The 25,598-nt window shown below is 70.2% G+C and carries 10 protein-coding genes; 9 read left to right on the top strand and 1 reads right to left on the bottom strand.

Annotated features, from left to right (window positions below; all coding sequences use genetic code 11):
• Positions 1-16 precede the first annotated feature (16 nt).
• The 5 genes from CCN56_RS07545 to CCN56_RS07525 all read left to right on the top strand — a co-directional run bounded on the left by CCN56_RS07545 (position 17) and on the right by CCN56_RS07525 (position 18,383).
• On the top strand, positions 17-16,393 hold the full coding sequence (locus CCN56_RS07545; RefSeq protein ID WP_143664454.1) for a hypothetical protein: 16,377 nt from the start codon (positions 17-19) through the stop codon (positions 16,391-16,393).
• 11 nt (positions 16,394-16,404) lie between these two features.
• A complete protein-coding gene (locus CCN56_RS07540; RefSeq protein WP_143664453.1) occupies positions 16,405-16,638 on the top strand; it encodes a hypothetical protein in 234 nt (77 codons plus the stop codon).
• A gap of 56 nt (positions 16,639-16,694) precedes the next feature.
• Entirely contained in the window at positions 16,695-17,279 is a 585-nt protein-coding gene (locus tag CCN56_RS07535; RefSeq protein WP_086824802.1) for a hypothetical protein, read from the top strand.
• Between the two features lie 12 nt (positions 17,280-17,291).
• Positions 17,292-17,510: a hypothetical protein gene (locus CCN56_RS07530; RefSeq protein ID WP_086824799.1), complete on the top strand. Its 219-nt coding sequence runs from the start codon at positions 17,292-17,294 to the stop codon at positions 17,508-17,510.
• A 282-nt stretch (positions 17,511-17,792) separates the two neighbouring features.
• Positions 17,793-18,383, top strand: a complete 591-nt coding sequence (locus CCN56_RS07525; RefSeq protein WP_086824797.1) for a hypothetical protein — start codon at positions 17,793-17,795, stop codon at positions 18,381-18,383.
• Positions 18,384-18,430: 47 nt separating this feature from the next.
• Here the strand turns inward: CCN56_RS07525 and CCN56_RS07520 are convergent, their stop codons facing one another.
• Complete coding sequence (locus tag CCN56_RS07520; RefSeq protein ID WP_143664452.1) at positions 18,431-19,399, bottom strand: hypothetical protein; 969 nt, start codon at positions 19,397-19,399, stop codon at positions 18,431-18,433.
• 453 nt (positions 19,400-19,852) lie between these two features.
• Here CCN56_RS07520 and CCN56_RS07515 point away from each other — a divergent pair, with 453 nt between their 5' ends.
• From CCN56_RS07515 to CCN56_RS07495, 4 genes are all read left to right on the top strand, one after another.
• Positions 19,853-21,709 carry a 2'-5' RNA ligase family protein gene (locus CCN56_RS07515; protein WP_143664451.1) on the top strand — a complete coding sequence of 619 codons (1,857 nt, stop codon included), beginning with the start codon at positions 19,853-19,855 and terminating at the stop codon, positions 21,707-21,709.
• 186 nt (positions 21,710-21,895) lie between these two features.
• Complete coding sequence (locus CCN56_RS07510; protein WP_086824790.1) at positions 21,896-23,200, top strand: phage major capsid protein; 1,305 nt, start codon at positions 21,896-21,898, stop codon at positions 23,198-23,200.
• A gap of 474 nt (positions 23,201-23,674) precedes the next feature.
• Entirely contained in the window at positions 23,675-24,808 is a 1,134-nt protein-coding gene (locus CCN56_RS07500) for a hypothetical protein (protein WP_256961841.1), read from the top strand.
• Positions 24,809-24,883: 75 nt separating this feature from the next.
• Positions 24,884-25,348: an IPT/TIG domain-containing protein gene (locus CCN56_RS07495; protein ID WP_086824786.1), complete on the top strand. Its 465-nt coding sequence runs from the start codon at positions 24,884-24,886 to the stop codon at positions 25,346-25,348.
• The last annotated feature ends 250 nt before the right edge of the window (positions 25,349-25,598 follow it).

The following is a 25,598-nucleotide window of genomic DNA, read 5'->3' as shown; positions in this document are numbered from 1 at the left end:
TCTGCATCGTCCGCGCATGCTGATGCGCACCGCCCCGACCGACCTGAGTCGCACCCTTGAGGCCAAGTCCGTACGACGGCCGTGGAACCCTGCCCTCCACCCTCGGGACTCGAAGGGCAGGTTCATCGAGACTGGCGGCGTCGCGAGGTTGTGGTCGGGCAACCTCGCCCGCGTCGTACGCGCCCTGCCCCGCGACCGCGTCCTCGTCCAGGACCGCGCAGCCGACGGCACGTACACGGGACGGCGGCACAGCACCAGCGCCAAGTGGATCACCATGGTGGCGCGCCCCGACGGCTCCGCGCCGACCGCGAACCAGAAGAAGGTCGAGGAGGAGGACGCTCGCCGGGACACCGACGAGCGCCGCGGCCTCGGGCTGTCCCGCGACGACCACGGTGACCCGGACACGCCCGACGCCCCGCACGACGTCGACGACGAAGGCAACGCGATCGGCGATGACGAGGGCGACGCTCCCGAGGACGACGACCAGGATGAGCCGGAAGACGGCTCGCACGACGTCGACACGGACGCCCTGCCGAACCGGCAGGCCCTGCCCGGTAGCCGCTTCAAAGACACGGCCGCGGTGCGCCGGCACTTCCTCGACCTGGCCGAGCAGCCCGGCACCAACTCGGCGGCCCTGCGGCGCCTCGCCGGTGACGAGGACTTGCAGGTCACGCCGACCGGCGGCCTGGTCACCACCCGCGACGACGCCAACGGCCGCTGGTACCTGACAGCCACCGGCACTGGCGGCTACCTCGACGTCGGCGACTTCGCCAGCCGGAACGAGGCGGAGGCCGCAGCCGACTCCATCCACGAGAACGTACGCAACGGCCACGTCATGCCGGGCGAGTTCAACCAGCCCATCGACTTCTCCGACCCGAAGATCGGGAACTGGCTCCAGGGGTGGCGCTCCACCAAGGGCGAGAGCGCCGAGCAGGCCATCCGCCGCGCGTTCCGCGACTTCCATGCCTCCCGCGACAAGGAGGGCCGTACCGAGCCTCCGAAGCCGGTACGGCAGGCCGCTCAGCCCCGAGGCCGCTTCACCACTCTCCAGCAGGCTCGGGACAACTGGGCCCGGCGCGCCGCAGATCTGCGGGCCTCGGGAAGCGAGCAGGACCGCGTCGCCGCCCGTGCTCTCGACGAGCTGGTCAAGGAGCAGCGCCTCAAGCTCGTCGGAGACGGCCAGTTCATCACCCGCCGCGTTGATGGCGACTGGTACCTGCACGCGACCGGCACCGGCCAGCAGATGGGCTGGTGGTTCGACAAGCAGGCGGACGCGAAGGGCTTCGCCGACCACATCGTCGGCATGCTGAAGGGCAAGGACGGCACGCCGCTCGATTTCTCCGATCCCGCCTTCGCCGACTACCGGGGCACGTGGCGGTCGGACAAGGGCCGCGACTACCACCAGGAGTGGACGGCCGCACGTGCCCTGTGGGACCAGGAGCACCCGCCCAAGCACAGCATCGCCACCGACCGGCTCGCCGAGACGCTGCGGCGCCCTCCGTTCGGCGACGAGTCGAACCCGGACGCCAAGGTCGAGCAGCCCGCTGAGCCGACCCCGGCACCGGACAACGGCGCCGAGAACCACGTCTCCGACTCCGGATCCACCGAGTCCGGGCCGCGTCAGGACGACGAGCAGCCGGAGCAGGAACAGGCCCCCGAGCCCGAGGAGGCACCGGAGGAGAGCGGCGACCGGCCCGCCGGCGTGCCCGCGGAGGCCGAACCCGTCGACGGCGTGCCCGGCTACTGGGCAACGCCCTGGAACCCCGGTCCGCTCACCGTGTACGGCCCCGACGGCAGCCGGATCGCGTCCGTCGAGGGCGGTTACAGCGACCGGCACGCGACCGTCGACGGCGTACGGCTCCCCATCGGCGGCCACCTCAACATCGCCGACCAGATCATCGCCCGCCACCACCTGGCCACCACCGACCCGTCCCAGGCCGACCGCGTCCACCTCGCATGGACCATCCACAAGACCAAGCGCATCGTCGCCGTGCGCGGCACCGTCAAGGACGATCCCACCGATGACCGGGCCGTCAACGCGGCTGGCAAGCTCGCCTGGTCCCCGGTACAGAGCGCGCGGATCACCGGCACCCAGTGGAAGCCGGAGACCCGCGACCGCAAGGCAGCCGACATCCTCGCCGCCTTCGTCCGCCAGGGCCGCAACGTCCGCTTCACGGACGAGACCACCCACACGTCCGGCGCTCCAGAGTCGTCGCAGCCGCTCGACGAGGAAGCCAAGAAGCTCCGCGTCATGTCCGAGACGGACCTGCGCGAGCACCGCACCAACCTCCAGTTGCACGCCCAGACGGCAAGGTCCCCGCGCAGCAAGCAGCAGGCCCTCAACTCCGTGCGCAAGGTGGACGCGGAGCTGGAGCGCCGCCGCGCCATCGCCGAGGACGGCGAGCAGAAGGGCCCGCAGGAGCGGGCTACGGCCCTCAGCGACGTCGACCTCGCCCAGGCCATCAGCAACTCCGAGCGCGAGCGCGGCACCTACGGCTCCCGTCGCGGCGACAGGCTCAATGACGACGAGCGGGCGTTGTACGCGGACCGCCGCCGCCGCTCCACCGAACGAATCTCGCACGTCGCGGCCCCGCAGGACCTCGACGACGACGCCCTCACCTCGTACATCCAGGACCTGGACCGACTGAAGCGCGCCCACAAGCCCAGCGAGTCGATTCACCAGGAGGATGACCTCGCCCCCGAGCGCGACCTGTGGAACGAGGTCTCGTCCCGGCTCGGCAACGCCCAGGCCGAACAGGAGAGCCGGCAGCTGCGCCGGATCGAGCAGCGCCCGCCGGTACAGGACCTCGACGACGAGGAACTGGAGCGGGAGTTCGTCAAGCTGCCGGTGCGGCTGCGGCACCTGGGCGATGAGCAGAACAAGATCCTCGCCGCCCGCCGAAACGCGGTGTACGAGGAGCGCCAGAACAGGAAGGCGCAGATCTACCGGGGCCGGCCCGATCCCTCCGGCCTCGAAGACGGCGATCTCGTCAAGGAGTTCCGCGAGCTCCAGAAGGCCCGCAACCTGACGTCCGGCACCGAGCGTGAGGCTCTGGAGGAGCGCCGGCGGGCCGTCTTCGACGAGCAGAACCGTCGCGGTGCGAAGGGCCGCGAGGAGACCGTGCGGCGCGCCGAGACCCGCGAAGACCCGCTGAAGGCGCACTACAGGGTCTCGGTCCGGGTCGACGGCAACTCGTACGGCGAGGTCTCGTACCACGAGACGGGCTCCACCTGGGCGGGCGGCCCGAAGGCCGGGTGGAACGCGAAGACCGACCAGTACGGGGGCGGCCTGGGCTCCTTCCCGAGCATGTCCGAGGCCCTGGCCGCGCTCGTCGAGAACTACGACACCGACCCCAACACCGAGCCGGTCCGCCTGTATGGGCGGAACCACCAGGTGTGGGTGCCGAAGATGTTCTTCGAGCTGTACCAGTCCTCCCGGCGCGCGGACTCCTTCCCGTCGGCGACCAAGGAGCGCCAGACCCTCTACGGCCGGTTTCAGGGGCGTGGCTACGGCTGGTCGGACCGGACGAACCCGATCACCGGGAAGATCGGCAAGGGCGCCGTCCTGGAGATCCCCGAGGGTCTGCTCGCGGAGTTCCAGCGGGTCACCGAGGAACTGTCCCGGGAGATGATGCTGCGGTCCACCGACCGCGAGCTGGACTCGTCGGACCGGTCCAAGGCCCGTACGCGACTGGCTGCGATCAACGCGGCGATGCACGGCATCGACGCCGCGCGCACGGATGTACGAAAGGATGGCGGGGACGACGACCGCAAGGTCATCTCCCGCGAGGAGATCGAGGCGCAGCAGGCAGCCCTGCGCGCCGCGCTGAGCACGGATGAGGGGGCTGAGGATGAGCATCTACAGCCAGGTGGCCAGGGATCACTGGACGAAGTACCTGCCCAGGGAGCTGGCGCAGATGGCCGACCCGGAGAAGTTCTTCCTGAGCAAGGGCAGGGAGATCGAGACGGCGATCCTGGTGGCCGAGGAGGCGCTGGAGCAGACCGTGCCGGCGGCGACGGAGTACGAGCGGAGGGCGGGTCAGCTCAGGCAGATCCGGGCGACCGCGACCGAGATGGTGCTGCGGGATCTGCTGCCGGAGCCCGAGCCGGAGACCGAGGAGCTGCCGACGCTCACGCCGGAGATGCGGGATCTGATGGCGATGAAGGACGAGGTGTACGACATGTAGGCCGGTTCCGGCCGGACCCGGCCGACGCCGCGCCCCGCGGGCCTCTTCAGCGTGCCGCCGCGAACGTCGAGGCCATCCGGGTCCTGAAGCGGCTGGAGCGGGAGAAGCGTCCGGCCACCGAGAAGGAGAAGCGCACCCTCGCCCGCTGGAGCGGCTGGGGCTCGGTCCCCATTCTGTTCGCCTCCGAGCCGAACGAGAAGGAACCGCGCTACCAGCAGGGCGGCGCCCGGTACGGGAAGTTCACGCAGGACCACGCCCGTTGGGCCGAGTACGCCGACCTGCGGGCCATGCTCTCGAACGAGCTGACGCCGCTGGAGTGGCAGCAGGCCCGACGCGGCACGCTGTCCATGCACTACACGCCGCAGGCCGTAGCCGAGGCCATGTGGGACGGCCTCAAGGCCCTCGGGTTCGAGCGCGGCGACGTCTTGGAGGCCGGGTCCGGTAGCGGCACGTTCTTCGGGGTCTCCCCCAAGGACGCCCGCCTCACGGGTGTCGAGCTCGACCCGACCACGGCACGGATCGCGAAGGCGATCTACCCGGACGTCAACGTCCTGAACGAGAACTTCGCCGAGACGGACGCCCCAGTCGGCCTGTTCGATGCGTCCATCGGCAACGTGCCCTTCGCCGCTGTCCCCTTCGGCGACAAGCGGTACCCGTCCGAGTCCCTGCACAACGGGTTCATCACCAAGGAACTCGCGCTGACCCGCCCCGGCGGCATCACGCTCCTGATCACCTCCCGGCACACCCTGGACTCCAAGGGCGACAAGGCCCGTAAGCAGATCGCGAAGTACGGCGACCTCATTGGTGCCGTCCGTCTGCCGTCCGGAGTGTTCACCGACGCGGGCACCGGCGTGGTCGCCGACGTCCTCGTGCTGCGTCGCCGTGCCGACGGCCAGGAACCGGGAGACACCTCCTGGCTGAACGCACCCGAGCGAAAGGTCGGGAACACCCGCGAGCACGTCAACGACTACTTCACCCAGCACCCTGAGCACGTCCTGGGCGACCTCACCACCGAGTCGTCACCGTACGGCCCGCGCCTGACCGTCAAGGGTGACCCGGGCAAGGCGGCCGACCAGCTGCGCGACGCCCTTTGCGACATTGCCGAGAAGGCCAAGTCCGACGGCCTCGGCTACGAGCCGCACCCCGACGGCGACGACCGCCTTCCCGTCTACCTCCAGACCGCCCGCGAGAAGCACGCCAACGACTGGACCGGCCGCCTCTACGAAGGCGACGACGGCCAGCTCTACCAGCACGTCAACGGCGGCAACCCCGTCGTCGTCGAACCGTCCGACGGCCGGGCCAACCAGCTCCGGGCCCTGATGCAGCTCCGCGACGCCGCTGCCGAGCTGCGCGTCCTGGATCGCAAGCACGAGGAGGACGAGCGAGCCGAGAAGCTGCGTGCGCAGCTTCGTGACCTGCACACCTCGTACGTCCAGCAGTACGGGCCGCTGTCCAAGCCGGGCCAGTTCCGCACCATGAAGACCGGCGTCCGAGAGGACGGCACGGAGGAGCGCACCCCGACCGCCTGGGGCTACTTCCGCTCCGACCCCGACGCCGGGTCGGTCCTCGCGCTGGAGCGCTGGGACGCGGACAAGCAGGAACCGGTCCTCTCCCGCATCTTCACCGAACGGGCCGCCGCCCGCCGGCAGCCGCTCGACCAGACCGATGACCCGAAAACCGCCCTGTCCGCGGTCGTCGCCGCCACCGGCGAGGTCGACCTCGCCGAGATCGCCCGCCTGCTGAACACCACCCCGCAGGACGCTCTGCGGGCCCTGGGCACCGAGGTGTTCACCGCCCCCACCACCGGACGCCTGGAGCTGGCCGGCGCCTACCTGTCCGGCCCGGTCCGCGACAAGCTCGCCGACGCCCGCCGCGCCGCCGAACGCGATCCGGCGTTCCAGGTCAACGTCGCCGCGCTCGAAGCCGTCCAACCCACCGACCGCACGATCGGCGAGTTCACGCCCGAAATGGGCGCGCACTGGACGCCGCCCGAGCTGCTTCAGGGGTTCCTGCGCGAGTACCTGGGCGACAAGACGCTCCGCGTCGCCCACGACGACCGCTACGGCTGGATGCTCTACACGGGCAAGGTCCCCAAGGCCCAAAACGTCCTGCACGGCGTCCCGGCCAACGAGGAGAAGGGGACCAAGGGCAAGGGCGCCGTCGACATCGCCCGCGCGATCCTCGGCCACGGATCGCTGACGATCTACCGCGACGACAAGCGGCGTGACGTCGACGAAGAAACGTCACGCCTGGTGCGGCAGAAGGCCGACCAGATGCGGTCGGAGTTCGCGAAGTACGCCACCGCCAACGCCGACCGCCTCACCCGCCTGACCAACTCCTACAACACGATCATGAACGGGCACGTCGTCCGTTCGTACGACGGCATGAGCCCGTCCCTGGACGGCTTCACCCCAGACCGCGACCCGCACGCCTGGCAGTTGAGCGGTGCCGCCCGCATGCAGTTCGAGCGGTCGGTGATCCTCGCCCACGAAGTCGGGCTCGGCAAGACGTCCACCCTCGTCATGGGCACCCAGGCCCTCAAGGGCTCCGGGCAGATCGAGAAGCCTTTCGCCGTCGTCCCCGACCACCTCGCCCAGCAGTGGTACGACGAGGCTCGCTACCTCTACCCCAACGCCGAGATCCACCTGATCACGAGCGGGGACCTGGCCGACGGCCGCCGCGACAGCACCCTGGAGTGGCTCCGCGCCAACAAGCCGGACCTGGTCATCTTCACCGAGCCCGCTTTCGGGTCGATCAAGATGAGCCCGGAGGCGCAGGAGGAGTACGAGTTCCGCGAGCTGGAGGCTCTGCGAGAACAGCTCGACCGGCAGTACGAGGACGCCACCAACCCTGATCACCCGTTCATCGTCGCCAAGATCGAGCAGCGCATCGCGACGGTCCAGAACAAGATCAGCAAGAACGCCGCGCCCATGCGCACCCCCGGCGCCACGTACTGGGACGACCTCGGGTTCGACTACGCCGTCGTCGACGAGGCCCACCGGTACAAGGGCGTCGGATTCCGCTCCCGTGAGGGCGGCGGCGACCCCGCGTCCATCCGTGGCGTCGACCTGCACCAGAAGCTGACCGATCTGCACCGGCGCCGTGCCGGCCGCGCGACCGTCACCCTGGCCACCGGCACGCCGCTGTCGAACTCGATCACCGAGCAGTACACGATGCTCGCCCTGGCCGCCCCCTGGGTCCTCGACTCCTACAAGGCCGGTGCCCCTGACCTGTGGGCCGCCACCTTCGGCCGCAAGACCCTCCGCGTCGAAAACGCGCCCGACGGCTCGGGCCTGCGCGTCGTCGAGCGGTTCTCCGAGTTCCACAACCGGCGCGCCATGAAGACCATGTGGGGCCTGGTCGCGGACACCAAGCGCGCCGACGACGTCGGCATCCCCCGGCCCAAGATCAAGGGCGGGCAGCCGAATCTGGTCATGGTCGACCCGACCAAGGACCAGACCGCCCGGCTGAAGAAGCTCGTCGCCCGTGGCCGCGCGATCCACAACGGGGATGTCGACCGTTCCCAGGACAACATGCTCGCGGTGTCCAACGAGGGCACCAGCGTGGCCTTGGACCCGCGACTCGTCGACCGCAAGGCCCCGGCCGGCAAGAAGCTCGCCGCCGTCGCCGCCCGCCACATCGAGCGCTACCACCAGCACAAGGACCGGGTCTACAAGACCCACTACGGCAGCACGGAGGACCACCCGGTCCCCGGCGCCCTCCAGATGATCTTCCTCAACGAGGGCGTCCCGGGCGGCAACAACCGAGGCGACTTCGACGCGTACGCCGAGCTGAAGCGACTCATGGTCCAGGGCGGCATACCCGCCGACAAGATCGCCTTCGTCCAGGACGCCAAGAAGTCCGGCAAGCCCGAGCACCTGGCCGAGCTCTTCCGCTGCGCCCGGGACGGCGAGGTCTCCGTCCTCATAGGCTCCAGCAGCGTCGCCGGCACCGGCATGAACGCGCAGAACCGCATGGTCTCCCTCACACACGTGGACCTGGACTGGGGCGCCGCGCAGATGGAGCAGCGCAACGGCCGCATCCTGCGCTACGGCAACCAGAACGACGAGGTCGAGGTCGACATCTTCGCGACCAAGGGCAGCCTCGACGGCTGGAAGGCCGGATTCGTCGCCTCCAAGGCGGAGGGCCTGGTCGACATCCAGCGTCCCGAGATGGCCGACAGCGACACCCGCGACACCGTCACCGAACTCGACGTCGACTACCCCGACTACGAGACGATGGAAGCGGAGATCGGCGGCAACCCCTACATGAGCCAGCTCATGAAGGCCCGCCGTCAGCTGCGTGACCTGGAGATCGACCAGCACAACGAGGCCGCCGAGCGCGTTCGGCGTGCCGAGGCACTGGCGGAGCTGGAGCAGGAGACCGCCGACACCCGGGCCGGTATCGCCCGCCGCGAGGCGGCGCTGCCCCGCATCCGCGACGTACGCGGCACCTTCGGCATGGCCATCGGCGGCATGCCCTACACGGAGCGCGCCGACGCGGCGGCGGCCCTGCACCGGCAGGTGGCCACCCAGCTCCTGGACCACGCCCACGACGGCGTGAGCCCGTGGAAGACCGTCGGCCAGCTCGGCGGCCTGGACGTCGCCGTGCGCACGGAACGGCGCGCGGACGGGAAGCTCGTCGCCCATGTCGGCTTCCCCGACCTCGCCCGTTCCAGCTTCGAGCGCACCCCGGACGACCTGAAGAAGCGCGGCGCCGGGTCGGGCATGATCACCCGGCTCACCAACGCCTTGGAGAAGGCCCCCGCACTCCAGGAGGCCGACCGGCGGCGTCTGCCGGAACTCGACGAGCAGATGGCCCTGCTCCAGTCCGCGCAGAGCGCTGCCGACCTCACCCCGCAGATTGAGCACGCCCGTGCCCGCGCCAACCTGCTCGACGACATCGTGGGACGGATCGCGGACCTCGACAAGCTGCCGGAGATCGACGAGGACGACCTCGACAAGAAGCTCACCAAGACCCAGCGGCGCAAGATCGTCGAGGAGCGTCGCACGGCCCGTGTACCCCTCCAGGGTGCCGTCGGCGCTGCCGTCCTGACCCTGGAAGAGTTCGACAAGAAGTTCCCCGAGCCCGAGCGCCCGGAGCGCCCCCGCGACCGGGAGCGGGAGCAGGAGCAGGTACGGCTTCCGGCCGACGAGGTCGCTCAGGTCCTCGACGCGATCCGCGCCGAGGAGGGTGGTGCCGGCGAACAGCCGACCGGCCCCGAGGACTCGGACGAGGAATCCCCGCAGCCCCTCTCGGAAGATCCCCCGGAGGAGCCCCCGACGGCAGCGGGCAGCGGTCTCATCGCGGGCCGCTTCCAGTTCGACGAGCCCGTCACCGACCCCGACGGCCAAGGGTGGTACGTCGGCAGCGAGAACGCCGACGGCACCGTGAACGTCTCCAACGGCCCGAGCAGCGAGACGTTCCGGCCGGAGGAACTGACCAGCGCCCGTCAGGACGCCCCGTCTGCCCCGAACGTGCCGGAGACGGGAGCCGAGGGCTCCGACGACACGGTCACGCTCGACCGCGACGATGTCGAGCAACAGCTCGAAGCCATCCGCCCCGCAGGCGACCGCGCGCCGTCCTCGATGAGCGAGCAGGAGATCGCCGACGAGATCGTCTCCCTGATGGAGCGGGAGATGCTGGAAGGTGAGCTGACCGGCGCCGACCGCACGCGAATGGCCGTCCTGGAGGCGGAGAACGACCGCAGAGCCGGGCGCGCCCCGAAGGCGGAGCCCAAGAAGCCCACCCCCGACCCCGTCGATGACGGGGGCCTCTTCGACGTCGCCGCACCCGCCCCGCAGGAGCCGGCCGCCGCCGACCCGGACAACCCCCTCGACCAGCCCGACGATCTGTACGGCACGCCGGACATGTTCGCCGCCCACGAGGGCCGTGACACGAGCCGCCTGCGCCCCGTGCAGATGCGCAGCCCGGAGAACCTGGCCGAGGGCGACCGGTACACGGACGCCGACGGCCGTACGCGCACGGTGGCCGAACCGCCCAAGCGCACCGGCCGAGGCCGGGTTCGGATCGTGACGGAGGACGGCGAGGAGCACTTCTACAGCAGGGATGCCGAGCTCCGGCTCCGCTACCCCGACGAGGAGATCGACGACGAGGACACCCGGGACTCGAATAGTCGAGACGCGTCCGAAGAACCCGCCGCCGACGGCGCCCAGGGCGGCGCCCCGAACAGCGACGAGAGCGACGAGAGCGACGAGAGCGACGAGAGCGACGAGAGCGACGAGAGCGACGAGAGCGACGAGAGCGACGAGAGCGACGAGAGCGAACGACAGGGCCACCGCCGCCGTGACGGCGACCCCGACGGTGCCGCACCGGACGATGCCCCGGCCGGTGGGTCCGGCGGGCCTTCACAGCCGGACGTCGACCAGGACGAGGAAGACGACAGCGAGAACGAGGAGGACGGCACCGACTCCGCCGAGGAGAACAACGAGGAGGACGACGAGCGGCGTCGCCGACGACGTCGAAGTAACCGTAGGTCCGATGGCCGGGGTCCCAACGGGCTGGGCCTGCCGGGGCTACCGGGCATCCCGCATCTGCCCGATGCCGACTCGCGTGCCTCCGAGGACGGTGGCACGGCTTCGGAGGGGCCGGCCCCCCGCAGGTCGCCTCGCGACGTGCATGGCCTGCGCGCAGCGTGGAGGCGCGGCGAGGGCCTGACCGCCGAGGAGAACACCCCGGAGCGCCGCGCATTCCTTGCCCAGCTCGCCGACAACCCCACCCTGTCGCTCTCCTCGGGAGGGGGGATCGCCACCTGGACCGATGACACCGCTCCCGATGGGATGCGACGCTGGCACTTCGCCCAGGCGCGCAACGGCGGCCGGTTCGGGGGGATCACCCTCACCGCTCGTACCGTTGACGAGGCTCGGGATCTCGCGGACCTCTTCGAGATCATCACCGGTGCCGGCGGACAGCAGATCGACTGGCACCAGCCGCTCACGGCGAGTGCCGTCGCCTCGTGGAGCGACCGCGACGGGCGGACGCTGCCGGAGGCCCTGCGGCATCTGCGCGACCTGTACCAGGACGGCGACGAGCAGGAAGCGGGACTGGTCAAGCCTCTGATCACGCTGCCGGAGGACTTGAACGACTGGACCGACGAAGACCTCGCCGATGCGTGGGGAGCGGGCCTTTCCCCGGCAGACCAGCAGCGCGTCACCGCGGAGATGGACCGCCGAGACGACGTCGACCAGCGTGTCCGTGACGCCTTCCCGGAGACTCCGGCCGCCGACGCTGACGAAGTGCGTCGCCGCGGTGAGGCGATGGACGCGGCGCTCGGGTTCTCGGGCGCCGACGCCACCCGCCGTCCGCTGACGCGCGAGGAGCGGATGCAGCAGGAGTTCGCGGACTGGGACGAGGCGCGCTACCAGGCCGCGATCGAGGCCACCAACGGCTACTTCTACAGCAAGAACAGCCGTCGTCTGCCGCGCGTGAACGAGCGCGATCTGTTCTCCGGGGGCTCGCTCTCCCGGTTCGGTCGCTGGCGTGAGTACGCGAGCGAGGAGCTGATCGACTGGTACGACGCCAACGGAGGCCGGGTCACGTACAACGCCTTCAAGGCCCAGCGGCGCGCCCACGAGAAGATCGAGCGGGAGCAGTACGAGGAGGAGCAGCGCAACGCGGGCCTCGTCCCCGGACCCTCGTCAGCTCCGTCCAGCCCTTCTCCGGCCGAGGAGCCGCGCACGTCCGACGCTGACGCCGGCACCCAGATCGATGTCGACGACATCAGCTTGGCGTCGGCTGCTCCGGGCCGGGAGAGCGAGGAGGAAGGTGCCGCGCGCTTCGGCGGCCCCGAGCAGGTCCGGGCCTTCCTTGAGCGCGCCCAGCTACGTGAGGGCGGCGGCGATGGCGTGTTCCAGGTGTGGATGGATGGCCGCAAGATCGGCCACGTCCGCCTCGTCGGCGGGAGCGCGGCCAAGGATTCCACCTGGGACAGCAGCCCCTCTCTCGTCCTTGGTGACGGTGGCATCACCCGTACCGCGTCGAGGGACTTGGCCGTCGCTGCGCTCGTCGTGCGGGCTCTGCGTACTCCGGTCAGCGCCACCGACCCGGACGGGGACACCTGGGCGACCGTCAGGATGGATCTCGCCGGGCACTATCCGGAGCTTCCGGAGCTGCCCGCGCGGCTGACCAAGGACCCGGCAGTGCGGGAGCGTTACGAGGGGATCGTCCAGCTCGTCGCGAACTTCCGCAACAGCGAGCTGATCAGCGGCGACCTGCGCCAGGACATCGACCACGCCAAGGGCGAGTTCGAATGGCTGAGGGACGTCTTGTCCACGCTTCCGGCCAAGCAGCAGAACCGTGACGTGCTCAGGGATCTGGACCGGCGCGCTCTCCTGGCTTCATGGCTCCGTGAGAGTCTGCCCCCCGAGGACCGCGATGAGGCGGGCCGTGCGCCCGACGGCCCCGGGGAGCCGGGCACCTCCCCGAGCAGCACGGACCTCCCCGACGAGACGACGGGCACTTCGCCGACGGACTCTGACGCCCCTGCCGGCAACATCGGCGAGCAGCGCCACCCGTCCACTGGCAGGACAGGTCGCAGCCGCCCCGAGGCGGAGCGGGGAACCACGCCCGAAGCGGCGCGCGAGGAGAGCGGTCAGGACGCGCGTGCCCGCCAGGACGACGAGGCCGAGGACAGGGCGGGGGCCTCGGAAGCGAAGCCCGCCGCCGATCCCGTGTCGAAGCCTGAAGAGACCGAGGACCCGGGGGCCCGGCCCAAGCCGAGCGCCGAGCCGGAGCCGGTCGGTGGCCAGCCCGCTCATTGGGCCAGCATCGACCACCTGGCCCCGGGCGACATGGCTCGTGTCGACGGCACCACCCGGCGCGGTCGTGCCACCACGCTCGCCGGATACGTGCTCGACTATCCGGAGCAGGTCGCCGTGACCCGCCAGGGCCGCACCGAGAAGATGTGGCGCATCCGGATCGGCGAGTCCCCGGACGGCCTTTCCGGCGCCCGTAGCACCGTCTACACGCCGCTCACTGCCACGGCCGCCCGCGCCGAGGCGCCCGAGTCGTCCGCGCCGGGCACCCCCGTGAGCGGCGCCCAGGGCGAGGTCGCCAGCGGCGATCTGCCGGACCGTATCGCCACCGACTCCACCGGGACGGGTCTCTTCCCCGGCAGCCACGTCACCGGCGCCGACGGACGCGACGGCACGGTCACGGGCGTCACCGATACCACCGCCAATGTCCGGTGGTCTGACGGCGACACCGACACGGGCGTCGCACCGGCGTCCCTGACCGCTGACGACACGGACGACCACCGCCCCGCCGGCTGGACCTCCACCGGCCAGCGGATTCGTCCGGGCCACCTCGTCGCTGACGACGGCGCGCTCCTCGGCCCCGTCGACGAGGCCGACGGAGACCGCATCACGGTCACCACCGCTGACGGCACGGTCACCCGCGACGCCTCCCACCTGAGCGTGGTCGGCGAAGTCCGTGACGAGACCCCGCAAGAGGCGCCGGTCACCAGCGTCACCGCGCACACGGCTGGGGACACCTCCAAGGGCGACGTCATCGTCCTCGACCTCGACGGCGCCCTGATCACGGTGGAAGTCCGGGACGCGGACCGGGACGGCGACCGGGTCACCCTCGACTACGTCGACATCGCGACGGGCGAGCTCGGCGGTATCGAGATGGACGCCGCCACCGTCATCTCGAAGGCCGAAGGCCCCGACGGCAGCACCCCGGTGCTCAGCAACACCGTGCCGGAGACCGAGGGTGACTTCACAGTGCACGAGCCGCCCGCCGTCCTCGACCCCGTCGCCGGTCCGACCGTCGATCCGGACCTCACGCCGGCAGACCGAGCCGTGATCGCCGACCACGGCTCCGCGCCGGAGGACGACCCCGACGCGCAGCAGGCCGTTGCCCGTATCGGGGCCGATCTGCCTGTGACGGACACCCAGGCCAGTGCGCTTGCCGCCCAGCTCCGTGCCAACGGCGACCCCGCCACCCGAGACGGACGGGCGGCGCTGCGCGCCGCTGACCACCTGGACCCGGACGACGCTCCGGAAGGACTCGACCGTCCCCGGCCGTCCACCGCCGCCCAGGTCGGCGAAGGCGATGTCATCGCAATACCCGACGAGCGTCGCGACAACGAGGTCCGCACCTACCGCGTCCTCGACGTCGAGGAGGCCCCGGGCGGAATGCGCAGTCTCCTGCTGGAGGACGAGAACCGGCAGTGGAAGCGTCGCATGGTCCCCGCCAGCATGCCCGTGTGGCAGTTGCCGGAGCCCACCCGCGACGAGGACAACACCGCCCCGGCCGCTACAGCACCGGAGACCCCCACTCCGCGCGAGCCGAACCCCCCGCTGGCGTCCGTACGCCGCCAGATCATCGCCGAGCACGGCCGCATGGTGGCCCTCCGCATCCTCGACGAGGCAGTGGCCGGCACGGAGCAGCCCGGGAGCATCCACGCACTGCGCGAGCAGATCGCGCTTCGGCTCACGCCGGACGCCCTTCGCGATGCCCGCGAGCAGGCCCGCCGAGAAGCCAGCGCCGCGCTGGACGCCGCCGGGATCACGGGCCGGGACCGTGCGTCAGCTCAGCAGGCCCTTCGCCGTGCGCGGGACAAGGCCCACGACCGGACCGTCCGCGCCGCGCTCCGCACCATCAACGACCTCGAACCCCTCCCCGGTGAGCCTGACGAGGACCTGGCGCAGCGGGCCGCCGGTCTCCTTCGCCTCATCCCCGTCCCCGACGAGCCCGCGCCCGTCCGGCGCCGCAGCGCCCCGTCCGCGCCCGGCGCCGGCGCCCAGGGCGTCGGGTCTTCGGAGGCGACGGGGCACGCCGATGACGCCGTGGCGTCGCTGCTCCAGCACCTTCAGGACGGCGGCGTTGATCCGGCAGACCTCGATGCGCTGGCCGCGTACCTGACGCGTCAGCTCGACAACGGCAGGCAGGCGACGGCAGAGCGGATCGTCCGCCGCGCCGCCCCGGATACCGCGAAGCAGCCGGGACTCGCCGCCCAGGTCATGGGACTGCTCTGGCGCCTGGGCCGTCGGCTCGTCGAGCTGGTGAAGGCCGCAGTCCGGAAGATCGCCGAGCTGTGGCGCAGCAGCCGTGACCGCTTGTCCCGTCTTCGGGCCTTCCTGAACCGCATGGTGACCCGTGTACGGGACTGGCCCGAGTCCCGGCGTCTGGCCCGCCTCCATGCCGCGCTGGATCTGCCGGACGTCGAGGGTGACTCGCTGGCCTCCCGCGTGTTCCAGTGGGCCAACCTGCTGCCGGAACCGGGTCAGTTCGGCCACAGGGAGCGCAGTACGTCGTGGTGGAAGCCGACGACGTGGGCGCAGCTTGCCGCCGGTCGGCTGCCCGGCCGCGCCACCGGCCGCCGCTCCGAGCCCGACCGGGCTTCCGACAACGGGCCGGGACTCGCCGCCCTGCGGCACCTCGCCGCCGTACGTGCTGCTGGCGCGGACGTCGACCAGGACGTGACCCGCCGCCTGTCCACACTGCTGGGCGACGACTTCGGCGACGACCCCCACAGCACGCTCCAGCACGCGGACGACTACCTGACGGCCGCGGAGCACCGTCTGCTCAACCTTCAGGCTGCCCGGACCACGGCGCTCGACCCCGACGTCGAGGTCGAGATCGCCGCCGCGCGTATGGAGGCCGCCACCGCACGGCGCGAGTGGGAGGACCTGCGGCGCCAATACGCCGCAGCGGTCCCCGAGGCGGTCGCCGGGGCGCTGGCCGGCATCCGGGATCTCGGCCCTGAGGGCACGGCGGGGTTCGTATTCGGTCCCGACACCGTTCCTGATGCCGAGCGCGCCGTCCGCAGGGTGCAGCGGCTCCTTCCTCGGGACTGGCTGAGCACTCCGGGTGTGCGCCGTCTGACCGCGACCAGCGGAGACGCCGGCCGGTACGAGCCGGGCGTCGGCCGTGCCACGGTCGCTGACCTCGGCGACGAGGGCAACGGCACGGCCGCTCACGCTCTGGGGCAGCACCTGGTCACGCACATTCCGGACCTGGAAATGGCGGCGCAGATGTACTGGTTCACGCGGACGCACTCGGGCCGCCCCGGCGCCCGCGTCCACGATTCCTCGGGGCTCAGTCGTCTCCTGGCCGAGCAGCAGACGCAGAGGACCGCGGGTGACACCATCGCTCGCTCGATGCAGGCCATGTTCACCGGGGACTGGTACCAGGACGACGACTTGAGGGCGTTCCTCCTTGGTCTGCTGGCCACCCGATAGAAGGGGTAACGATGTTGGTCACCGGTCGCTTTGATGATGGTTCCGCCTACCAGGTGCGGGTCACCGGAGACGCGGAGCGGCCGGTGATCGGCTCCGTACGCGCGGCTGCTCTCGTCGAACTGCACGCGGGCAAGCCGATCCTTCTCACCCCCACCGGGCCCCAGCGCACCGTCGCCGGTAACGACGTCCAGTCGGTGCGCGCCGTGCTCGGGCGGCACACCACCGTGCTCGACTCCACGCCGTAAGGAGGTCCCCGGTGAGCGCAGGACACTAGGGGTCTGCCGTCCTCACCCTGCCCGGCGTGATCAGATACGGATTCGCGATCAAGGCGCTCCCCAAGAGCGGCAAGCCGTTCGGCGACGAGGAGGACCAGGACGACACCCCTGAGCTGGAAAACGGCCCGCCGTCCGAGGACGGCGCGCCAGCGTCAGCCGATCCCGCCATGTCCGAGCAGAATGCTTCGTCATCGGGCGTGGAGGGCGGCACGGAGGCAGCCGACGAGCCGCCGCTCGACGAGACCGAACCTGAGCCGGACGATCGCGGCTCCTCGTCGAGTGACGGTAATGCCGCCGCAGGTCCCGAGAGCGACGCGCGCCCCTGGTCGGGCGATCCGTACGATGAGGGAGACGAGACGGACTCCGCCGATGCCTTCGCCGCGTACAAGGGCCCCGGCGGCGAGGAGGCATGGCTCGATCAGGCTCCGGACGGCACACTGACGGGTTGGGTCAGGGATGAGACCGGCCAGGTGTGGCGCTATACAGATCCGAACGTGTGGGCCATCGATGTCGACGACGCTCCGATGACCCGCACTCACAGTCAGGCCGCCTCCGGGCCGCCTCCGGACGAGCACGGCGGCCAGGACCCCCTGTTCCCGCCGACAAGATAGGAGCCTTCAGCAGTGCAGCTCAACCGCCAGACCGCCTGGAAGCTGATGCAGGAGGGGAAGGATGCGTTCGCGCAGGGGGACCCGGGCGACGCCTGCCCCTACGACGCCCGCAGCGGCGACGCCGAGCAGCAATTCGGCGCCTGGTACTGGGGCCGGGGATGGTCCACCGCACGCACTGCCGCCGAAGCCCTAATCCAGGAGGCCCCTGCCGCCTTAGAAGAGCCCCAGTAGGACATCGCGCGCTGGGCTTAGCACGCCCCGCATGGGGTTCCCTCCTACCGGCGTGCGTCCCGCAGCAGGGGAATGATGTCCCATGGCCGCTCCAGAACAGCGCTGTGTTCAGTGAACTGGTGCCCTTTGAACAGCTCGGCTGCCGCCCCGGTATAACCCCATCTCGCCACGACAACCGGATCACCCTCCAGTGCAGAAGACAAGCCAACGAGACGACCTCCTATCCTGTGGGTCGTTGATGCGCCGTCCCCAGGGCGGCAACAGGGGTGAGGGGCGGGACACGTGGACGGTGAACTGATCACGGCGATCGCGGCGACAGGGGTGAGCCTCGGCGCGGCTGGCGTCGCGGTATGGCAGGCGCGCACCGCCGCGGCGTCCGCGGGCGCCGCGAAAGAACAGGCGAAGGCCGCGAAGGAACAAGTCGCGCTGATGCGCCGCCAGCTCGATGCGGAGGACGTTGACCGGCATCAGGCCGCCGGCCCGCAGTTCGTGGTCGACAGGGCGCACACCGACACCAACGACAGCACCCCCTACGGCGCGCTCGTACTCAGGCAAGAGTCCGGCCCCGCTCTCGCCTCCGTACTCGTCACCGTGGAGGGCGACGGAGTCGAGGGCCTGAAGGGTGAGTACCGCAGTGACAGCTCCTCCTACAGCCGTGTGGACGAGACCGACATCGGCCCCATGGCCGCCGGGAACGGCACGCAGATGGTTCACGTGGCACTCGACTACCACCACACCACGACCACGATCCTCCTCCACCTCGAATGTCGTGCCCATGACGGCAGGGCCTGGCAGCGATCAATCTCCAGCGACGTCGCCCCCACCCCGGAACAACCCGGTCGCCGCGTGTCTCGTTCGCCGTGGATTCAGTAACCGAGATTGAGGAACATCGAGTGTCCGCGAAGAGGGTGCGCCGCTCACTACCCGAGTGCATCCGCCTCGGGGATCACCACGATCCCCCCGAGCCTGCCGGTCACCCATGCCGGAGGGGGCCGTCCCTCCATGACGTCGCGCACGTAATCGGGAACCCCTGTGCGCAGGCCGCGCAGCACGTGGTCGAGGTACGGCACCGAGAAGTGACCACGGTCGGCGGGGACGTCTCGGAAGACGGCATCGGCTACCGGCGCCTTGCGTTCCAGGGTGCCCGCGTCGGCGAACTGGCCGAGCCTGATCCGCCCTAGCGGGCGGAGTAGCTCCTTCGCCACACGCCGGGCCCCCCTCTGCGGCTGCCGGAGGAACCGTGCAAGCTCGTCGTCCAACTCTCTCACCAAGGAGTGGACCGGCTCGTCCAGCCCGGCAGGGCTCGCGATGTCCTCCACCGGTATCGCGTCATGGAAGACCTCCACACCCGCGGCGTGCTGGTGGAGCCTCGCAGCCTCCTGCGCCACCAAGGCACACACCACCGACACACCCACCCGCTCACGATCTCGGCACAGGACACCGCCGTGGGTACGACTGCACTCCAGGGTAGCCCGGTACTTCCGATCGCCGCAGTACAGGACGTAGGCCGCGGGCACGCGGTAAGGCTCGGCCGCCTCAATGAGCTTGGTCATCTGGGATCGGGAGTGCCCGGCGGTCGTGTACCCGAAGTCGACGGTCCATCGGCGACTACTACTCACCTTGAGGATCTTCGCCTGGGTAAGGAGGCCGAAGCAGGTACCGTCTCTGTTCACCCACCACCACATCCAGTCTGCCCCGGCCTCCACCTCCTCGGCTGCCGTGAACTCCTGGAAGAGGACACGCGGGCTGGCCTCAGCCAGCAGGACCTGAGTCGCAGTTACCTCGCGCAAGGTCCCGCCGTTGGCAGCCAAGCTCGCAGCCAAGCGGTCCACCGCCGTCCGGCCCCTCCGTAGAGCCTCGTAGGGGCCACGGCCGGAGAATCCAGTCATGATCACCTTTCGTGTATCGCGGGCAGAGAGGCCACATCTTCTCCTGGCGCGCTGACAAAGGGCCGACAGGCGTTCAGTCCACGTAACGGGCCTGTAGCCCGGGGCCTGTAGCAGGCGCTCAACTTGTACCGTCGTCGGCCTTTCGGTCCTGTGACCCACTGCCCCAGGCGGGCCTTCGATCTGACACGTGGCTGCCGTCCCCTGTGGCGTCGCGGCCGCTGGCTGGGCCATAGGAAGCCGGGGAGATCCAACAGGCAGCTCTGAGTCTCAAGCAGGGGTGGCCACTTGAGCAATTCCCGTCAGCGGCGGCGCACCCAGGGACAGTAGCCAGGCCGGCACTGCACAGTCCGCTGCGGTCATCTGTCCAACCGCCGGAGGAACATCACTGTGCCGACCGTGCCCGCGCCTCGCGCGCCTGCGTCACGTAAGGGCATCTGCCGCGCCATCTTCGCCGTGACTGGAGTCGTCGACGAGGTCAGCGACTTGATCACGCCGGGCGCGTTCGCCCACACCCTGGCGACCAGGCCTGTGAAAACGGTCTGGCACCACGAGTGGAAGGACCCCATCGGTGTGGTCCTGGAGATCGCCGAATGGCGGCCAGGGGACGCCCGGTTCGCCACCATCCCGAACTGGCCGGCGGAGGCCGGGGCGCTGGTCGCGACCATCCAGTTCAACCTGAGGACCCAGCGGGGCCGCGACGTCTACGAGCAGGTCCGCCAGTGGCACGAGCACGGTGAGGCCCAGTTCAGCATCGGCTACCGCGTACCCCCGAGCGGAGCCACGAAGCGATCGGACGGGGTTCGGGTGATCCGCAAGCTCGACCTCTACGAGGTCTCCCCTGTCCTTCATGGTGCACACCCGATGACTCGGTCCTTGGAGGTCAAGGCCGATGGTGGCGCCTCGGAGTTGGAGCACAAGACGACAGTGGGCGGGCACCTCGACTTCAAGGCCGCCGAGCGGCAGGTTGGTCGCGGGGCGATGGTCGCGCTGTACGTGCCTGGCGAGATCGCGGGCAGGATTGCCCACCCGGACGGCACCTTTGCACGGGATCTGCACATCACGCTGGCTTACCTCGGCGACGCCGAGCGGCTTCCCGGCCACCCTGACGACCTCGCCGACCTCGTGGCCGCAGCCCTTCAGGGCGCGAGCCCCGTGGAAGGGAAGATCGGGGGGATTGGCCGATTCCCGGACACGGGCGACGGCGAGCCGGTCTTCGTGCCGGTCGACGTGCCGGGGTTGGCGTCGCTGCGGCAGCGGATCGTGGACGCGATCGAGTCGTCCCCGCTCGCTTCCTCGCTGAACGTCGACCACGGCTTCACGCCGCACATCACGCTCGGGTACGGCCTGCCGCTGGACACCGTGCCCACGCCGTCCATCGCGGTCGCCTTCGACACCGTCCACGTCGTTCGAGGACCGGACTCGACTCCCATCCGCTTGCTCGGCCCTCTCGCGACCGATGCTCACACCGGGCCGACCGTGGCAGAGCCACGCCTCCCCTCGCTGGCCTCAGCGGAGGAGAAGTCCGCGCACCAGGCCGTCCGCCAGGCTCTGGCTGCGCCTCGCTGGGCCCGCGCGAGCGCCCGTGCCGCCGTCCTCGAAGCCAAGTCCCGTATCCCCACAGGAGTTCCCGTGTCGCCTCTCCAGCCTCTTCCCGCCTCCTACGAGGACATCCGCGAGCGGGTCAGCTCTGCCGTCCACGGCTTGCTCGCCTCCGAGGACGGCACCTGGTGCTGCATCGAGGCGACCTACCCGGACCGGGTCATCGTCTCCGTCCACCAGGGTGACTCGGGCGCTCGAACCTACGCCGTCCCGTACAGCATGTCCGGCACGGAGATAGCCCTCGAAACGCCCCAGCCCGTCGAGCTGGCCACCGTGGTGATCCCCGACGAGGGATCGGCACGCCCTGCCGACAGCGCCGAGACGGCCGACAACCTCCTCGTCCGCCCCACCCTTCGCGCGCTCGCGGAGGCGACCTCCCGCGTCCAGGCCGCGGACGCCAATGAGCAACTGGAGCCCGTACGGGCCTCGGTGAGCAACCTCCTCAGCGCCCTGTCCGCCAAGGGACTCGACCTCACCACCGAGGACGACGAGGACGGCACTGCCGAGGAACCGCTCCCCGCCAGCGGCCCGGCAGCGGTGGCCGGCAACGGCATCGACCTGTGGGACGACCCGTACGACGAACCTCACGATGTCGACGAGGCCGACGAGGCCGACGAGGCCGACGAGGCCGACGAGGCCGACGAGAGCGGCGCGACCGTTCATCTCGACGCGACAGAGGTGAAGGCGCGCCTCGCCGCGATCCAGCTCTAGCGCGACCCAGCTCCACGACTTCCCTCGAAGCCTCCACTGAAAGGAGTTTCCACAGGTCAGACCCGTTCGACGCGACGTTAGGGGCCTCCTCTCTCTCCAATGCCCGGCGTTGTCGGGTCGTCCCGGTGCTGGCCGGGCGAGCGACGCACGTCAACCGCCCCCCAGCACGTGGAGAGAGCAGCCGAGATGGCTGAAAGCAAGTCCCTCATCAACAACCTCCGCCAGCAGCTCGCCGAGAAGTCGGCGGAGGCCGAACGAATCAGCCACACCTTCAAGGTCGAGGACAACGGCGGCTTCGTCGTCTCGACCGAGCAGGCCGCGGCCTTCAAGAAGATCTCCAACGAGGCAATGGAGCTCAAGCAGCTCCTCGCCGACGCGGAGGGCATGAGCGAGGTGAAGCAGTACCTCGCCGAGCCCGACGGCCCCTCCTCCGCCGGGCAGTTCTACGGCCAGCAGCCCGCGCACGGTGGCATGGAGGGCAAGAGCCTCGGTGACCTGTTCGTCGAGAGCGACGCGTACAAGAACGCGGCCCAGGCCGGCTTCCGTGACCGCCCGTACGTGCGGGCGGAGATGGAGGGTAAGAGCATCTTCAGTCTGTCGGGCGGCACCGTCACTCACCAGACGCTCGGCTCCGCGCAGAACCTGGGTATCGCCGAGCGCGAGTACCGCAAGATGCACATTCGGGATCTCTTCCCGAAGTCCTCCACCAAGCAGTCCGTCCTCTACGGCGCCCGCGAGACCGGGTGGACGAACAACGCCAAGCAGGTGAAGGAACGTTACGGCGCCGACGGCGCCAGCCCGGCGACCGGAGCGGACACCGACACCTGGGGCCGCGCGCCGCGATCGAAGCTGGCCCTAGTGCCTGTCATGTACCCGATCAGCGAAATAGCCCATTTGCTCGATGCGCATAAGAATATTCTTTCGGACGAGCCGCGACTGAAGACATTCATTAACTCTCGAATGGTTGAGGGTGTGAAGTATCAGGAGGACTGGGACCTCCTGCACTCGGTCGGCGACGGCCAGTCCCTGACCGGAATCTTCAACACGCCCGGAGTCCAGCAATACCGAGGGCTCGCGACCGACAAGTACAGCGTCCAGATCCGTCGCAGCATCACCAAGGCGCTCCTGGCCGAGTACGACCCGACGGGCATCGTCCTGTCTCCGACGATGTGGGAGCACGTCGAGGTCGAGGAGGACGACAACGGAGCGTTCCGCGTCGCCCTCCAAATCGCTGTCGGCGCGACCAAGCGCGTCTGGAGGCTGGACGTCGTCGAGACGACCGCGATGGCCGACGAGCAGTTCCTCGTGGGCGCCTTCGGCCTCGGCGCCCAGCTCCACGACCGGGAGTCCGTCTCCGTCACGGTCAGCACCGAGAACGGCGAAAACGTGGAGAAGGGCTTGGTGACGTTCCGAGCGGACGAACGGGTCGCGCTCGAAATCCCCCGCCCGGAGAGCTTCGTGATCGGCACCTGGACCGCTCCCGCCGGCTGATCCAGCCCAACAGGGGGGGCGCCGCACGAACTTCGTCGGCGCCCCCTCCTCGAACTCGTCCACATCAGCAACTCACAGGGGAACGCGCGTGCCGACCACCGCCCTTGATGGCCTCGAAGCCGAACTCGCCGCTCTTCCGCAGGCATCGATGACTCGGAAGGGCCCGCCGTGCACCGTAGGGGCGGCCCTGTCCAGCATCGCCCCGGAGACCGCAGAGACGCTGCGCCGAATACTCGACACCGCCACCGTGACCTCGACCGCCATCGCGGCCGTCCTGAGCCAGCACGGCCCCGCCGTCGCCTCGAACACCGTGGCGCGGCATCGGCGCCGGGGCCAGCCGAACGGGTGCAGGTGCCCCCGATGACCCTCTCGCAGGACCTCACCGCACTGCTCCAGCCGGTCCCGTCCGCCCAAGTCCGGCCGAGCGAGGTGCTGCACCCTGCCGCGCCCGCTCCCCGCGGGTGGGAGGCGGGTGTGCGCTACGAGCCGGGCGGCACGATGGTCGTCACCGCCCCGCCGGCCGAACACCCTCCCAGCAGCGCGGATGACTGGCAGTCCCGAGTCGAAAACCTCGGGCTCGCCATCCCGGAAGGCTGGCGTGTGCGTCTCGTCGAAGCACGTCACGACCCGGCAGCCTGGCACCGCGACCGGCAGGGAGACGACGCTGTCACCCGGCCTGTCTGGAGATGCCGGTACGTAGTCGAGCCCGCATCGCCATCGTGGATGTCCGCAGACGACGTCGATGCTCTCGTACGCGATGCGCTTCGCCGCCGCCGGAAGTCCCGTCCGAACGCCGATGCCGGCGAGCGCGCCCTCGTCGTGGTCTACGCCGACGCCCAGGCTGGCAAGGTCGGCAGGGACGGTGGAACGCCCGAGCTGGTCAGACGGGTTGCCGACCGTCTCGACCGACTCGACGACCACGTCCGTGACTTGAAGGCCATCGGTCAGGGGCCGACGGCCGCCTACTGGATGGACGCCGGAGACTGCGTCGAGAACTACGAGAACACCGGCCAGCAGGCGTACACCAACGACTTGGCCATGACGGAGATGATCCGCGTGCACAGGCGGATCACCTTCGAGGGCCTAGACCGGCTGGCCGGGCGGTTCGACCGGGTGGTGGCCGCTACCTGTGGCTCCAACCACGGCCGGGTGCGCCGCGGCCGGGAAGCCGTCGGCCCGCCGAGCGACGACTGGGGCATCGAGGTGATGTCGCAGGTCGCCGACGCCTACGCCCGCAACGTCGACGCCTTCGGGCATGTCTCCTTCGTACTGCCGGAGAAGTGGCGCGAGACCGTGAGCCTGGACGTCGCCGGAACCACGGTCGGGCTCGCCCACGGGCACCAGTATCCCCGCCCCGACAAGGCCGCCGACTGGTGGCGCTCTCAGTCCTTCGGACGGCAGGCCGTCGCCGACGCCGCCATCCTCGTCACGGGCCACTTTCACCACTTCCGGGCTCAGCAACTCGGGTCCGGCCGCCTGTGGATTCAGGCCCCGACGCTCGATAACGGGTCCGACTGGTACACGGCCCGCTCGGGCGAAGTATCGACCTCCGGGCTCTTGGTGTTCAGTGTCGGCCCCACCGGCTGGGACCACCTCCGCCTCCTTTGAGCGCGAGGAGGGACGCGACTCAAGGCGCCCTCCCCGCGCACCCTTCCACTCCCGACCACCTGAAGGAAGGACAGCATGGGTCTGTATCGCAAGGACGGCAGCCGCATCATCAAGGCGGCTCTCCCCGTCGCACTCCTCGACGACCCTCTCGTCACCGTCACCGCGGACATCTACCAGTCGGAGCCGTACGGGCGAGGAGACATGCAGCCGGAGGGCTCGAAGCGCTTCCTGCTCTACCCCGCAGGATGCGTCGTACGGCGTTCCGTACTCGACCGGCTGTTCACCCCCGCCGCGATCTCCACCATCAGCCCGGCCAAGGGACCGGCCGCCGGCGGGACCGTCATCACGATCAAGGGCGAGGCCCTGGACGGCGTCACCGCCGTCTCCTTCGCAGGGAAGCCCGGTACCGAACTTCGAGTTCGTTCGGCCACGGAACTCTCGGTGAAGACGCCGAGCAGCACTTCCGGAGCCGTCACCGTCGACCTCACGGACGACTCGGGCGCCGTATCCAAGGCCAACGCCTACACCTACGAGGCGTAACCGCCGGGGGCCCCGATCGGGCCCCCGGTTCCACGCGACACAAGCCGGACGGAAGAGGCAGGGTGCGCGCGATCGGATCGACCGCTTGAGGAGCCTCATGGCCACCACCCGCACTCGCAAGACCGCGTCCAAGACGGCTGACGCCAGCCCGACCGGCGACGCGACCACCAAGCCCGCCTCCGCGCCGGAACCGGCTGCCATCCCGGAAGCCGCCCCCCTGGAGCCGCCGCTCGTCGAGGAGGCACCGGAG

The organism is Streptomyces sp. NRRL B-24572, assembly GCF_002156145.1.
Taxonomy (GTDB): Bacteria; Actinomycetota; Actinomycetes; order Streptomycetales; family Streptomycetaceae; genus Streptomyces; species Streptomyces vietnamensis.
Note: the sequence above shows the minus strand (reverse complement) of the source record. Positions and strands in the feature narration are given on the sequence as shown.

Excerpts from the sequence above, each read along its gene's own strand:
- CCN56_RS07545 (WP_143664454.1), top strand. The coding sequence starts at position 17 with ATGCTGATGCGCACCGCCCCGACCGACCTGAGTCGCACCCTTGAGGCC.
- CCN56_RS07540 (WP_143664453.1), top strand. The coding sequence starts at position 16,405 with ATGTTGGTCACCGGTCGCTTTGATGATGGTTCCGCCTACCAGGTGCGG.
- CCN56_RS07520 (WP_143664452.1), bottom strand. The coding sequence starts at position 19,399 with ATGACTGGATTCTCCGGCCGTGGCCCCTACGAGGCTCTACGGAGGGGC.
- CCN56_RS07510 (WP_086824790.1), top strand. The coding sequence starts at position 21,896 with ATGGCTGAAAGCAAGTCCCTCATCAACAACCTCCGCCAGCAGCTCGCC.
- CCN56_RS07495 (WP_086824786.1), top strand. The coding sequence starts at position 24,884 with ATGGGTCTGTATCGCAAGGACGGCAGCCGCATCATCAAGGCGGCTCTC.